The 13830-nt window shown below is 55.1% G+C and carries 8 protein-coding genes, 1 rRNA gene and 1 pseudogene; 2 read left to right on the plus strand and 8 right to left on the minus strand.

Translation table 11 applies throughout. From position 1 onward, the window contains the following. Together KKC91_12840 and KKC91_12845 are read right to left on the minus strand one after the other, a co-directional pair. Nucleotides 1-656: ribosomal RNA gene (locus tag KKC91_12840) — 16S ribosomal RNA — on the minus strand; the annotation flags it as partial. 289 nt (nt 657-945) lie between these two features. After that, nucleotides 946-5307, minus strand: a complete 4362-nt coding sequence (locus KKC91_12845) for a protein kinase (protein MBU0479428.1) — start codon at nt 5305-5307, stop codon at nt 946-948. 162 nt (nt 5308-5469) lie between these two features. Here KKC91_12845 and KKC91_12850 point away from each other — a divergent pair. Beyond that, a pseudogene (locus tag KKC91_12850) lies at nt 5470-6111 on the plus strand (tRNA (cytidine(34)-2'-O)-methyltransferase). Between the two features lie 5 nt (nt 6112-6116). Here the strand turns inward: KKC91_12850 and KKC91_12855 are convergent. After that, complete coding sequence (locus KKC91_12855) at nt 6117-6860, minus strand: hypothetical protein (GenBank protein MBU0479429.1); 744 nt, start codon at nt 6858-6860, stop codon at nt 6117-6119. 132 nt (nt 6861-6992) lie between these two features. Here KKC91_12855 and KKC91_12860 point away from each other — a divergent pair, with 132 nt between their 5' ends. After that, nucleotides 6993-7322 carry a hypothetical protein gene (locus KKC91_12860; protein MBU0479430.1) on the plus strand — a complete coding sequence of 110 codons (330 nt, stop codon included), beginning with the start codon at nt 6993-6995 and terminating at the stop codon, nt 7320-7322. Here the strand turns inward: KKC91_12860 and KKC91_12865 are convergent. The 5 genes from KKC91_12865 to KKC91_12885 form a co-directional block, all read right to left on the minus strand. Beyond that, the gene (locus KKC91_12865; protein ID MBU0479431.1) at nt 7309-8556 is read right to left on the minus strand and encodes a formylglycine-generating enzyme family protein; all 1248 of its coding nucleotides are present in this window, start codon (nt 8554-8556) and stop codon (nt 7309-7311) included. The genes KKC91_12860 and KKC91_12865 overlap by 14 nt on opposite strands. A 293-nt stretch (nt 8557-8849) precedes the next feature. Continuing rightward, nucleotides 8850-11051 carry a hypothetical protein gene (locus KKC91_12870; GenBank protein ID MBU0479432.1) on the minus strand — a complete coding sequence of 734 codons (2202 nt, stop codon included), beginning with the start codon at nt 11049-11051 and terminating at the stop codon, nt 8850-8852. Continuing rightward, a complete protein-coding gene (locus KKC91_12875) occupies nt 11041-11430 on the minus strand; it encodes a hypothetical protein (protein MBU0479433.1) in 390 nt (129 codons plus the stop codon). The genes KKC91_12870 and KKC91_12875 overlap by 11 nt, the downstream gene beginning before the upstream one ends. A gap of 129 nt (nt 11431-11559) precedes the next feature. Further along, nucleotides 11560-13170: a HAMP domain-containing protein gene (locus KKC91_12880; protein MBU0479434.1), complete on the minus strand. Its 1611-nt coding sequence runs from the start codon at nt 13168-13170 to the stop codon at nt 11560-11562. A gap of 9 nt (nt 13171-13179) precedes the next feature. Beyond that, on the minus strand, nt 13180-13830 hold a 651-nt coding region (locus KKC91_12885; GenBank protein MBU0479435.1), incomplete at its 5' end, for a hypothetical protein.

Consider the following 13830-nt stretch of genomic DNA (forward strand, 5'->3'; position numbering starts at 1 on the left):
AAGTGCAGTTCTACAGTTAAGCTGTAGGATTTCACACCTGACTTGACAACCCGCCTACGCGTCCTTTACGCCCAGTGATTCCGAGTAACGCTTGCACCCTCCGTATTACCGCGGCTGCTGGCACGGAGTTAGCCGGTGCTTCCTTTGGACTTACCGTCAGCGACTCGGGATTTTGTTCCCTCATCGCCATCTTGGGTCCCGACAGAGCTTTACGACCCGAGGGCCTTCATCACTCACGCGGCGTCGCTGCGTCAGGCTTTCGCCCATTGCGCAAGATTCCCCACTGCTGCCTCCCGTAGGAGTCTGGACCGTGTCTCAGTTCCAGTGTGGCTGATCATCCTCTCAGACCAGCTACCCATCGTAGCCTTGGTGAGCCGTTACCTCACCAACAAGCTAATGGGGCGCGAGCCGATTCCTGGGTGGGAGCTTTCAAGAAGAGGCCCCCTTTTCTCACTTGCTCCGCAGAGCTTGTGAGCTTATCCGGTATTAGCAGCGCTTTCGCACTGTTATCCCCGGCCCTGGGGCACGTTACTCACGTGTTACTCACCCGTTCGCCGCTGTACTAGCAGGCCCGAAGGCCCACGTTCTCGCTCGACTTGCATGTGTTAAGCACGCCGCCAGCGTTCGTTCTGAGCCAGGATCAAACTCTCCAGTTTAATCTCTGGTATCTCACCCTTAAAAAGGGTGGGATTGACTGGGTTAACCGTCTGACTCTCGCCAGACTGTTCTCTCTGACCCGTCGCTTTCATACCTTCTATTCAGCTGTCAAAGACCCGTGTACCATGACACGGACACAGTCGCTAAGTATGACGCCTCAACAATTGATTTGTCAACTCTCGCGGTTTCTCCGCAACCCCAGACGAAATCATCTGGAACCTGCTGAAGCGCGGCCATACTAGTCATCTCCTTTGGTCTGTCAACATCAAACTTGCCTCTTTTCAGGTTCTAGTCCTGATCAACGGTTTTTTCATCGCCCGACAACCGTTTCCACAGCGCCACTAAACGTTCGTTTGACTTCACGCTGCTATGACGATTTCGAACTGTGTCGTCCTCGATCCCGTCTCGGATTCGCCTGAAAATCCCATAGGCACGTTTCATTGGTTCAACTGCATCTTGTTCGCGCTTTTGATCGACCAACAACTTGGCGTGCTGGTAGAGAACCTCGGTCGCTCCTTCGATGGTGTCCTCTGACAATAACCCGACCGCTCGTTCCGATATCGCTACAGCTTCCTCAGCATGTCCCTTCAGGGCTAGACACTGAGCCCTGAGTGACTCAGCTCGAGCCCGCGCAAACAGATGTCCCTCGGTCCCCGTTATCTCGAATACCCGATCGGCATCCCTCAGTGCCCCGTCAACGTCATCGGGTCGGCCTCGGAGCAACTTGAGCTCGCCATGGAGAATGTAACAGTAGCAGGTCAGGTAGTTGTTCTGCGAATCCAACGCTGCTTCCGTACCCGCATCAAGGGCCTTTTCTGCCTCATCGATCCGACCTCGGGCGAGATAGGCAATCGCAAGTGTAAGCCAACCATCAGCCAATCTCATGGGATCGGCGCTTCTCTTCGACAGTCGAATGCAACGCCGAAGGGTGTGCTCAGCCCGGGAAAAATCACCCAATAGAACCTGCACGTGTCCTAGATTGGCCAACAAGGCGGATTCGTTCCGACGATGCCCGATTTGCAGTATCTCGCGAAGCACCTGGCGATAGGTTTCCATCGCTCGTTCCAGTTGCCCCATCTTCACCAAGCAGTAGCCGATGTTGATCTGAGCAATCTCGTGAAATGAGCGCAGGTTCGCTTGATCGGACAACTCGGCAACCCGACGATAGGCGTGTAGAGCCTCTTCTAGCTCACCTCTGTGATGGTGGAGGATTCCCTTCATGTTCCAGGCCGCCGCCGCGCCTTCCGGCTCGTCAAGCGATTCATAGATCTCCAATGCCTTGAGACAGGCTTTCCACGCTTCCCGCTCACGGCCCATATCGTGAAGCGCACCAGACAACTTCCCCCAGGCAGCGCCACGACCAACCGAGTCCCCGATCTCTTCGGCCCGAGTCAAGGCCTCACGTAGTTTCTTTTCCGCTGACTCTACTTGACCCATGTCGAGATCATATCCCGCCATTTGGATCAGAACCTGCACTTGAAGCTCCGGTGGACCTTGTCGATCAACGTAGTCCTTCAACTGTTCGAGCACAGTTTGCCGATCTTCAAAGTGTCCCAGATCCTTGATCAGGGTCGCCTTCAGCTCCAACGCGCTGTATCGAAACTCGCTCTCCACATCGAGCAAACGCAAGGCTCGATCGACCAGTGTAAGCGCCTCCTCCAGGCCACTGGTTTCACGCGCTTTTGCAGCGGCCAGTAGAAAATACTGACCTCCGTCCTCGGTTTCGCCGGCTGCCTCCAGATGTTTGGCCACGTTGATGAGTTGAAGACGGGAAAGATCGGTTCCCTTTTCGATCATCGCGTCGGCCAGCCGCCGGTGGATCTCGGCGCGTTCTTCTGCGACGAGGGCTTTCGCTGCCACCTCACACGTAAGTCTTTTTGTGATGCGGTAGGTCGGTTGGCCCTCTACGCTCTCATCCTTCTTCAGAAACCCGCGTTTCACCAATTCGGCCAGGTCGGTTTCTGGGATCTCATCAAACACAGCCTCCAGCGCGTCCTTTCCCAGATCACGCCCGATCAAGCTCGCTCGCAACAGAACCATCTTTGGACCCGATGGAAGCGATCCGATACGACCAGCCACGATTCCCTCGACCGTTGCAGGTATCTCCAGCTGTTGTGCTTCATGTGTAAGAACCCACCGCCCTTCAGATAGGCGTAGGTTGTTCTGCTCGTGGAGTGCTTCGAGGATTTCTTTGATGAACAGCGGATTGCCACCGGACGCTTCGACGATCCGTTCGACCAGCTGACGGTCCATCGGATGATCCAACAAGTCTGCGATCAGAGCGCGGGCTGCCCTCGGCTGGAGATCATCGACCTGGTGCACCAGGACATTGTCGCCTGACGTGAGCCTTGACCAGAATCGACCCGTGACCACATCGGGATTGGGTCGAGCCGTCAACACAACAACCATCGGACGTTTTCGCTTTTCGCTGACCATGTCCGAGAAAAACTCGAGGGTCGAGTGATCAGCCCAATGGATATCGTTGACAACGACCACCGCGGCACCTTTTTGCGAGGTAGCTCCGATCAATCGTCTCAGAGAAAGAAACATCCGAGCTCGTCGCCGCTGAGAATCGAGCGAATCGAGCAGGTTCTCGGGATACTTGATGTTGAACAACAAAGCGACGGCATGGAGGATATACGTGCGTTCCAGCTCGTCGTATTTCTCCATCAACTCTTCAACAGAAGCCTCGATCTGCCGTTTCTTGGCTCTGATATCGGTGATGTGGCCGATCTGGAGGAGCTCCTCGAGAAGCCCCATGATGGGGACAAAGGGTTTTTCAAGCAACTCCGGACTGCCGGTCGCACGGATGACCATGTTGCCGGCTGGTCGAAGCTCACTGATGAACTCCTCCACAATGGACGCCTTGCCCACACCGGGATCACCAAGGAAGATCACCGTTTTCACGATGTTCTTGCGTTTTGCCTGTCGGTACGACTGTCGCAGGAGCTGTAGCTCTAGATCGCGGCCATGAAGGGTCGTAAACCGTTTTCGCCTTTCCAAAAGTCTCTGCCGAAGTGTCTTGGGACGCTCGACACGAAACACCTGAAGCTTCCCGGCCAGATCGGTATCTTCTAACTGTGCAAACTCATAGACAAAACGTGTGCGTCGTTGAGTCACATCATCGACTAGGATCTCTCTTGGCATGGCGCTTTTCGCCAACAACTTGGGCACATCCCAGTTCGGCTCATCGGGAAACCACGAATATCGCTCGTCGTTTTCTTCGACGTTCCGTTCGAGAACGAGAGCACCAAGACCAATTCCAATGCTCAGGCTGAGCGGCTGCACCAAGTTCACGCTCATCGCGTCCATGGCCTCGATCAGATCGGTTGCCACGTGTACGGCGGTTTCAGCGTCGTTCTCACTTGAAATGGGGATACCAGCGAGGAGCAAAAAACCGCCCTCATCGACTCGGTCCACGGCACAGTGATTCTTGTAACCAACCGATTGAATGAGGTGGATGTAGTCAAAAAGAACGCTCCGCCATCGGTCATCAGTCAACTGTCCACGAAGCTCGCTTATCCCCAACAGCTCACCGGAAACGATGATGGTCTCGCGGCGCTCTCGAAAGGAGCGGATGGTCAATGATGCCGGTGTGCCGACTCGAGGAAAAGCTGATTCACGCGAACCGTCGGCTGCCTCCCGTAAGGTACCACCGGTGTCTTCAGTCGCCACACTGGTAGCCGTCACCTTGGTGACGGTGACGCTACGTTTGTCAGCTTGGTGGGCGGTCTTCTTGAACTCATCCCGATTGCCCTGAAGGATATCTGCAACGCTGCCCGCGTCGTGAATCTCTCCCACTGAGAAGAGGAACTTGGTCAGGTCAATTTGTAGATCACGGGCCGTTTGGTAACGATCGCTTGCGTCCCGCGACAGTGCCCGATCGACGATCGCCCTAAGAGGAAGTGGAACATCGTCCCGCAACGTGGAAATCTCAGGGATCACGCAAGACCGAACGAGGGTCAGCACATCTTCTGGTTTGCCTCGAGGAAACGGTGGACGCCCCGTGATCATTTCGAATATCACTGCGCCCAAGCTGAAAATGTCGCTTCGTCCGTCAACTCGCTTACCGGAAGCCTGCTCCGGAGCCATGTAGGACACCTTGCCCTTGACAACCCCCGAACGCTCCTGGCCAGTCACACGCGCTTTGGCGATTCCAAAATCGACCAACTTGACCGTTCCATCCCACGTCAAAAGGATATTCTGAGGGGATACGTCCCGATGCACGATGGACAGCGGTCTTCCGTATTCGTCGTGTTTGCGGTGGGCGTAATCCAACGCTTTGGCGACCTCGATCGCGACGTAGGCCACCTCACCGCAGCTCATTTTCTCGTCCCGTCGCCGAAAGACCGAGAGAACACGTCCCAGATCGGTCCCATCCACGAACTCCATGGCCAAGTAGTAGTCGGTTGCTACTTTTCCGAACTCGTAAACCTGCACGATGTTCGGATGGTTCAGCGATACGGCGACTTTTGCCTCATCGATGAACATGCCAACAAACTTCGAGCGCTTGGCATACTCTGGGAGGATGCGCTTGAGGACGAGACGCTTTTCCAAACCCTCAGCACCATAGGACTTGGCCAGAAATACTTCCGCCATCCCCCCGGTACCGATCAATGAGAGAATCGAGTATTTTCCGAATTCCGACATTATCAGAGGATAATAGCCTCACTCGGGTCGCTAAACAATGGACTCCCACAGCAACGGCAATAGGCAATCCGGTCTATTTGGCGAAAATCATGGGCAGTGTGCACGGTCCTTCGACTCGCTTTCGCTGGCTCAGAATGACGTTTGTTCAGGCTATGTTGTGGCATGTCGGGGACGCAATGCTCCTCAACCAGATTCCAAACCACCGCTATCCGTCCTACACTCGCGAACGTGCCCCAAATCGAGCCAACCGAAATACCTATTGTGAAGCCGCCCAAACGGATTGGCTCATCACCCGTCCGAGCGTTGCATATTGCTCTCGTCGAACCGTTGATTCCGCCAAACACGGGAAACGCAGCCCGTCTCTGTGCAGCACTGGGTGCCTGGCTTCACCTCATCAAACCGCTCGGGTTTTCTTTGGAAAGCCGATACCTGAAACGGGCCGGCCTTGACTACTGGCCCAATGTTCGTCTGTCGGTCCACGAAAGCTTCGATGATTTCATCGATCGCGTGTCTGTCGACAAAGCCGTATTCTTCACAAAATTCGCCAAGATCCTCTACACGAGCAGAACCTATTCAGACAACTCGGTGCTCATCTTCGGAAAAGAGACAACGGGATAGGGACCCCATATCGTCGGCAGGTACGAAACTCGTCTCGCAAAAATCCCCACTACTGACCATGTCCGTTCGCTCAACCTGAGCAATACCGTCGCCATTGCGGCCTACGAGGTGGTTCGCCAATGGGGCCACCTGCCTCAGGTAGAACCGCTCGAATCCGACTCAACGAAAATGCCGCGGATCTCTTAGGGATTTTATTCAAACGGAGCGCAGATAATCTCGATTGAATCGACGTACATGGCCGAACCACCCCGGACGCCGATAGCCGCGTAACCATCCGGACAGATCCGCTCGTAGTGCGCTCCACCTTCACCGCCAACATGCGGGAGGATGGTGTGGGTCCGGCCAATGTTTGGCCTTTCTTCTTCGGTGAGGTGGGCGAAGGGGTCAGAGAAATGGCCGATGAAGTGGTCCAAGATCGCCGAGTAACTATCGACCGTTTCGAAATCTCGACCAGCCCAACTCTCCCCATCTTCGGCTATCTCAGCGGTGTGTGCCAATGCTGTCCGGTCGGCAATATCGACGCAGATGAGATCCGAATTCTCACAAGGATCCTCCCAATTACTATCGACTCCGCCAGAATCCGTAGGCGCGGTCTCCATAAGCAACGGGTTTCGTTCGAACTCCTCGCCGTTGAAGGCCACCCCCAACACCATCTCGCGACCCAGATACGAAGGGTCCAAGAGGACGTGACTCCCAAGTGTAATCTCGTATTCCCCTTCCAAGACCGCCACGAAATGCTGTTCCTCCCACAACGAATCTTCGGCTTCTTCGGTTTCGTACAGACGGAACTCCAACGCGAAGATACCTGCCAAGGATTCGGGTTGGTCAGCATTCAACTGGCCCGCATAGGTCACCTCCAGACCTTGCGCCGCGGCCGTGTTGGAAAAGATAACCAACAACACCAAGGCAAGCGGAGATTTGATTGTTCGTTCCATTTGCACAACCTCCTACCACATTCACGGTCAAGCCGAAAAGCGGCAGTTTCGGCCAGACACGGACAGGCCACAAAACACTCGCTTCGGGGATGACATTCCCTTCGAAACGTGGCTGAGGTATTTTCTACCTGAATGATGAACGCCATTCCCAACCATAAAGCCGACAAGAAAGGATGCCCGCTCGAAGTGGTTCGGTTTGAGACCGGCGACAAGACGCCGGTTTTCCTTTTGCCGGTCGAAACCTTTCCGGGCCACCGCAACAACACCTCAGAGCCCGTCACCGTCAAAGAGCTCGCCGATGCTCACTTTGGTCAACAGAAGGGATATGGACGGATTCTGGCCTATACAGAAGCCGGAGCCCACGTGGAATACCTCCATGCTCTGGGGGAGCTGGCTATCGCGAACATCGACGAGGCAGCTCATGAAGGGTCGGTGTTCAAATATCAGTTCAGGGGGGCGTAACCTCTGGGGGCTGAACATCGATTACACAACGAAAACCGATATTTGGCACCATACTGTGCTTCGTGTGCTCCCGTCTCGCCGTCACTCGAAGGTCGGTGAGATCGGTGATCGAAAACCACCCTCCCCTAGCAACGACCATGTTGGTAGTCGGTTCCACGACTGGGCACCCGACGTCCTCATCAATTCTAGATAAATACAAACCGGCATCGTATCGATCGTAGACCCACTCCTCGACGTTTCCCGCCATGTCGTAGTGGTCGTAGTTGTTGGGATCCTCGTTTCGCGACCCAACGATGCAGCTTTGAGGGTCACCCTCACACCCACTACTGAAGAGGTAAAAACACGCTCGGTCGCAATCTGGCGTGTCAACCCCCCACGGGTAGTTGCGATCATCTACATTGTCCGAATCTTCGTCTTCACACCCAACCGGATCATCTCCGTGTAGCTCACAACCCCCACGGGCCGCTTTCTCCCACTCGGCCTCGGTTGGAAGCCGGCCACCTATCCACTCGCAAAACTGCGTCGCCCCAGCCCAGGATATGCAGTTCATTGGCAAATCGTTGGAGTCAGTGATTCCCGTGCCGGTATCTGGATAGTTGCACAAGAGAGCAGAGCCGGAATGAGGTTTGTAGGAGCCCGTTTCGCAACCGAATGCCTCCCCACTCTCCTCGTAGGCCGTTCTACAAGCGAAGAAGTTTCCCACGGTAACGAGGTTCTCTTGAAGATAGTACGCTCCCATTGTGACGACGTGCTGAGGCCGTTCCGCATCTTCGCCGTAGCCAAGATCCGGATCCAAACCCATCAGGAACGGCCCTTCCGGCACAATTGGGAAATTGATCGTCGTGTCAATGGACAACGAGCCGATGTCAATCCCTACGGCACTCAAGAGCGTGGCGAGATCCACCTCATAGACGGAGTCTGCGCAAAAAGCGGCTACCTCTGCGCATCCGTCGTTCAATAAACTGACACAAGTCTCTGTGGCGCTGCATGAATCGCAGGGGTCTGGTTCTGGTTCCGTTTCTGTATCGGATGCTGCGTCGATCGCGGAATCCGCAGAAGGTTCCAAGATGACGTCGATCGGGAAAACCTCTCGCTGGTCGAGCGGGGAATCCTCATTGAGGTCATCACCCAAATCACTATCGATATCGACTATCACCAAATCATCGGGCATGTCGCTTTCGGTTGAATCGACGGTCTGGTCTGAGGCCACCCCATCGATTGCCAGGTCGGGCATGTCCGTTTGGCCGCTCGTTTCGGATTGGTCTCCGGTATCCCATGCTACGCGGCCGCGACACCGACTAAGGAGACACGTTTGATTTTCGTTGCAGTCATAGTCTGAAACGCATTGGATGTTTTCCAAGTCCGGCGAACAACTGCACCACACCCAAGTGAGGATCGACAGCCAACCGAGCACAGCCGTTTGGACGAACAGTGATTTCACACGGTTTTCCGGTGTTTAAGACGTTCTGCTGCGAGAAAGGTAACGCATTCTGCGACTGGCTTCAATTCGCAGGGGACGGCTGCTGGCTATTCCTCCGCGACCGGCTCGGTGACAACCGTCAACGCGTAGTCGCCCGTTCGGCATTGTTCGTCGTCACACCACGGTGCCACTTCGATTTCGACGAGTCCGGTTTCTGTGATCTCTATTGGTCCCAAGAACGAGAATCGCCCGCGCCCGCCGTTGTTGTCCTCAAATGGGTCTTCGTAACCGGGAACAGTGACGGTAAGCTGCGTGTCCGCATCGTCCGCTTCCTGATCAAGGCCCGAAGTTGTTTCGATCGTGAGCAGTACTCCGGCCGAAAGCGTGATGGCATAGAGATCAACGTCAAAATCGTCGGGGCTCTCCGCCGTCAATTCGGCGTTGACCCAGGCGGGAACTGATTGAAGAGTTTGTCCACCGATGGGCGGTCCATTGTTGGGTTCTTGCTCGTCAATCACTGAAAAGACCTGTGCCGAGACCTGCAGATGATAACCCTGCTCTTCGCCGCCCGTCCCCGAGCGATCGACCAGCAACAACCGGTATATTTGCTCGTGAGCGTTGACGTAGGCCAGTTCTCGTGACCCTCGAAGGATATACGCATCATCTTGATGCGAAAGGGTCAAAAAAGGTTCCATCGTTTCGAGGGTTCCGATGGCGGTGGCAACCAATCGCGTTTGGCTTGGAACCGTGAATTCAAACCATTGTGCTTCTCCCGGTGTCGAAATCACTCCAGCGGTATCGAGCGGAAGCTCCACGATAGAGACCTGCCTTTCAAGCAAGGTAGCGATGAGCTGATATTCGAAACCCACTCCGCCGATCGGATCGGTCTCATCTTCGAATAGATTGCGACGATCGGTCACCTCGATGATGAAATCGGTGTCATGTAAGCTGGTTGCTTCGAGCCGAGCGTTTCGCGTGTCGACTGGATCGGCCTGGAATCGTTCATAGAACACGAATTCATCGTCGTCGTTCCAACCAGACCATCCGGTCCGAAGGGCCAGATCAACCTGGTCACCTTGAGGGACAACGTCGATCGTGTAACTGGCGGACAAACCTCCTGTGAGCACGAAATAATCGGTATCGCTTTTGACATCGTCAAAGAGGAGGTAAGGCTCTGCGATCTGGCCGTCGATCGTTTCGTCTGTCTGGGACGGATAGGCGAGCTCGACCGGGTCGTTCGGTTCTCGATCTTGGTTTGGCGAAACCACCTCGACCGACAGTTCAAACGCAGAGGTGTGGCGGATTTGATAATGGTCGAGAACGAGCCGCGCTTGTAGTGGATCGGCAAGAGCTTCTGAACGGATAAAAGAATCTAGCGTCTCGAGCGGGGCATCGTCGTTCCACGCAACGACGTTACCGTCGGCTCGGTTGATGAGGTAAAGAATACTGTCAAATCCGGAGCTTGGAGATAACCGCTCTGCGACCACTTCTGCCTCGAGTATGTCCCCGATGTTCAAGTCGAAATCCCAAACCACAACCTCGTTGAGATCCGAAAGAACACTGGCACCCGTTTCAAATGGGAGGTTCACAGAGCTCGAGGCGAGGTCCGACGTTTGCAGTTGAAAGGCGTAGTCAAAATCGCGCCCGCCAAACGGGATATCATTCGACGACAAATCGGTATTGCGCAGGTCACGCACTTGTATTCCGTACGTACCCGCGATGGGGAGATACACGTGGCGACTGGAACTCGGCGTTTCTACGTCGAGCCGACGCCACACAGAATCGTTCTCAGCGTCGAGCCCGCCCAACAACAATCTAAGAATCGCATAACCGTTGGCGTCATCAAACGACCAACTGAGCAATGTAGGAGCGTCTATCGAGAAACGGTACCAATCGATGTCATCTACGACCTCTCCATCAGCGTTTTCCGAATACTCACCTATTTGACCTCTGACGATGTCTCCAATGTCGATCGGATCTGCGTTTTGGCGGCTGCCATTGCCCTCGGACTCCACTGTTTGATCCGTTTGGCAGATCAAGCGGGAGCTACAATCACTGTCGTCGCAATCGGCCGCTCCATCGCCGTCTTCGTCCCACGTGTTGGTGCAGATCTCTTCGGGCGTCGTTGAGGCGTCCGAATAGCTACCATCTATCCAGTCGCCATCGCTGGCATCGTTTTGTCCGCAGGCATCGCCGGCGCATATGTCCGTGCCTGCCTGACCGTCGTCGTCGCAAGCACTCGAAAAAACGAGGACCGCGTTGAGAGCCAGAGTGGTTAGAACCGGGCAAACCCCATCTCTATGTGTCATCGGTACTATCCGGAGCAACGTCGGCATCGCTGAGGTCTGCTCCTTCTCCATCGGGCACCTGTGCGTCGTCATTTGAATCTGGTTGCTCGGTATCACCACCGTCTGTGATGTCTTCAGAAGACGTGTCTTCGTTGCCGTCAGTGCCATCTTCGGCTGAAGTTTCGGCCACATCTGAAACCACCCCAGCATCGGCATCAAGCGTACCGGTTTCTTCTGACACCTCTGAAGCCGTATCGATTGTGGTCGGGTCATTCCTTCCGTCGGTGCTGACAACATCAGTGTCGTAGGTTGTGTTGTCGTCTGGGTCAACGGTGCAACTGAGCAACAGGACCATTGCGATTGCGTATACTAGGCGGCGGTGTCGCGTTCTGCGCTCCATGGAATACTCCGTCAAATCGCGTTTCCAACTTCCGTTCGGGCCAGACGTCCGGTGATTCTAGCCCGACATCGAGCCCGAGGCCAGAGGTGCAAGCCGTCTTTCTCATGCAGGGCAAAGCTCCACTGGTTTTCACCGAACCTCTTCTGAATCACAGTCAATAAGTGAGCCGTTTGTCTCCTCTGGGATGGGCAGAGTCAATGTGAATTCGGTGCCTCCAGACGCCCGATTGTGACATGCGATTTCACCATCGTGCTGTGCGGCGATCTGTCGCGTGAGGGCCAAACCGACACCCGTTCCATGTGGTTTTGTGCTGAAAAATGGGTCGAAGACGCGGTTGACGGCTTCGGGTTCGATACCGCTTCCTTCATCTGAGACGGTAATCGCGAGGTGAGCACCCTCACGTCTTGTCGCGAGACTGATGAGACCGCCATCCGGCATGGCTTCCTGCGCATTTCGGACGAGATTCAGGATGGCCTGTCTCAACTGGCCCGAGTCGGCGTGGATGATCGGAAGGTCATCGGCGAGATCCAGCTGAACCTGAACATTCGCCTGATTGAGCTCATGCCGATGGAATTTGATGAGCTCATCGAGGAGTTGGTTGAGGTCGGTTGGTTCCTTTTGCGGCATAGGGAGTCGAGCGAAGTGTAAGTACTCGTCCGTGATGCTCGTCAAACGATCAATTTCGCCTGTGATCGCTCGGCATATCGAGCTGGCCTCGGTGAAATCTGCTTGGGGTTTGCGCAGCTCATCTTCCAACAGCTCGACATTGAGTCCGAGGCTGCTCAGGGGATTTCGAATCTCGTGGGTAATCTGACTGGTGAGTCGGCCGATGGCTGCCAAACGTTCGGCTTGAACGGCGGATTCGTAGGCGCGTTCGAGTGCGAGACCGCCTTCTCGCAACTTGCGGTCTCGCTCCTTCAATGCCCAAACCATTGCATTGAATTCCTGGGCCAATTCTCCGATCTCGTTGTGCGCACGCACGTCCACTGTTTCGTACGATCCTTCGGTCAGCTTTCTGACTCCTGCGGTCAACCGAGTCAAAGGCCGCAGTGTCCGAGCTGACCAGAACATGACGAACAAGGCGACCACCATCGCGCCAAGCGTGCTCACAGCGACCGTCACGAGGTTGCGCCGTTCCTGTTGTGTCGCCCAGTTCACCGCATCAACGACCACTCGACCCGTCAGCCGTGCAATCGATGCAAGCCTGCCCTGCATCTGGACCAGATTGTCTGAGATTTGGCGGCGAACCTCATCAGCTACGTCGTTCTCTCCGTCCTCGAGCGCACGTATGAGCGATTCGCTCTGGCGAATGAGCTCCTCGCTTCGATCATCCAGTTCCTCCAATATCGACGGGAGCCGTTCGAATCTCCCTTCCTCACTCAAAGCTTGGAGGTTTCTCGCCATCAACACATCGATGGTTTGGGCCGAGCTCGCCAAACGTTCATTGATCCGCCGCGGAAAAGGGAAAAGGGTCTGACTCGCTTGAATTGCTCGACGCAAAACGACCGGATCGGGCTCGCTCAGCAGGAGCGAATAGCTTCGTAGGTCGCCCTCTATCTCGGATAGGGTCAATCTCAGTGGCAGAAGCCCTCGGTTGATGACCCGAACCTCTTCATACAGCCTGGCGAGTCTCACTGAGTTGTAGATCAGTACGAAAGAGAACGCGCCCATGATCAACGCAAAACCGAGGAAGATCTTCGTTGGAATGGAGAGGCGGAATTTCAGCCGACGTTTCTCCACTCGCTGACCTCATCGGCGTTGGTGTCGTTGAAGCCGGCGAAGAGCTGCCTCAGCTTCCTCTTGTATTCGGGCATCCGGATCTTCGGTGGCCTCATCGACCAAATCGACGATATCGGAGGGCTCCAATTCGATCAGGGCTTCAAGTGCACGAAGACGGACCAGGGGGTCTCCATCGGAAAGCGCAAATCTGAGCTCAAAAAGTACTTCGGACCCGTACCCCAATTCGTTGAGTGCGACCGCGCAGTGGTTGCGCAGCTCGAGAACGGTCAACCCTTCTCTTAAAACCGATTCGCCTCGGCCATCGCCGAGCAAGCCCAGCGCGATGGCGAAAAAAGGGCGCATTCGAGCATAGTCGTCTCTTTCATACGAGTCTGAAATCGCTGCGAGACTATCACCAACGCGATGCAAACCCAGCTGAATGGCCGCCTTGGCCGCCAGGATTTCGTCACCGCTGTCAAGAACGCCGTTGAGAGGTTGGAAATTCGAATACTCAGCAAGAGCTGACGCCACTTGCATGGTCAAAGCCCCGCCGAGCTCTGCCAAACCTCGTTCCCAAAGCGTTTGGAGAACAGCTTCAGAGCTATCCGACCGTATGCGTCCCAACGCAAATACCGCACCAGCGCGATGTCTCGGGTGTGCCGTATCGTCGACGGCCAAGTC

The organism is bacterium (assembly GCA_018812485.1).
Lineage (GTDB): Bacteria > JAHJDO01 > JAHJDO01 > JAHJDO01 > JAHJDO01 > JAHJDO01.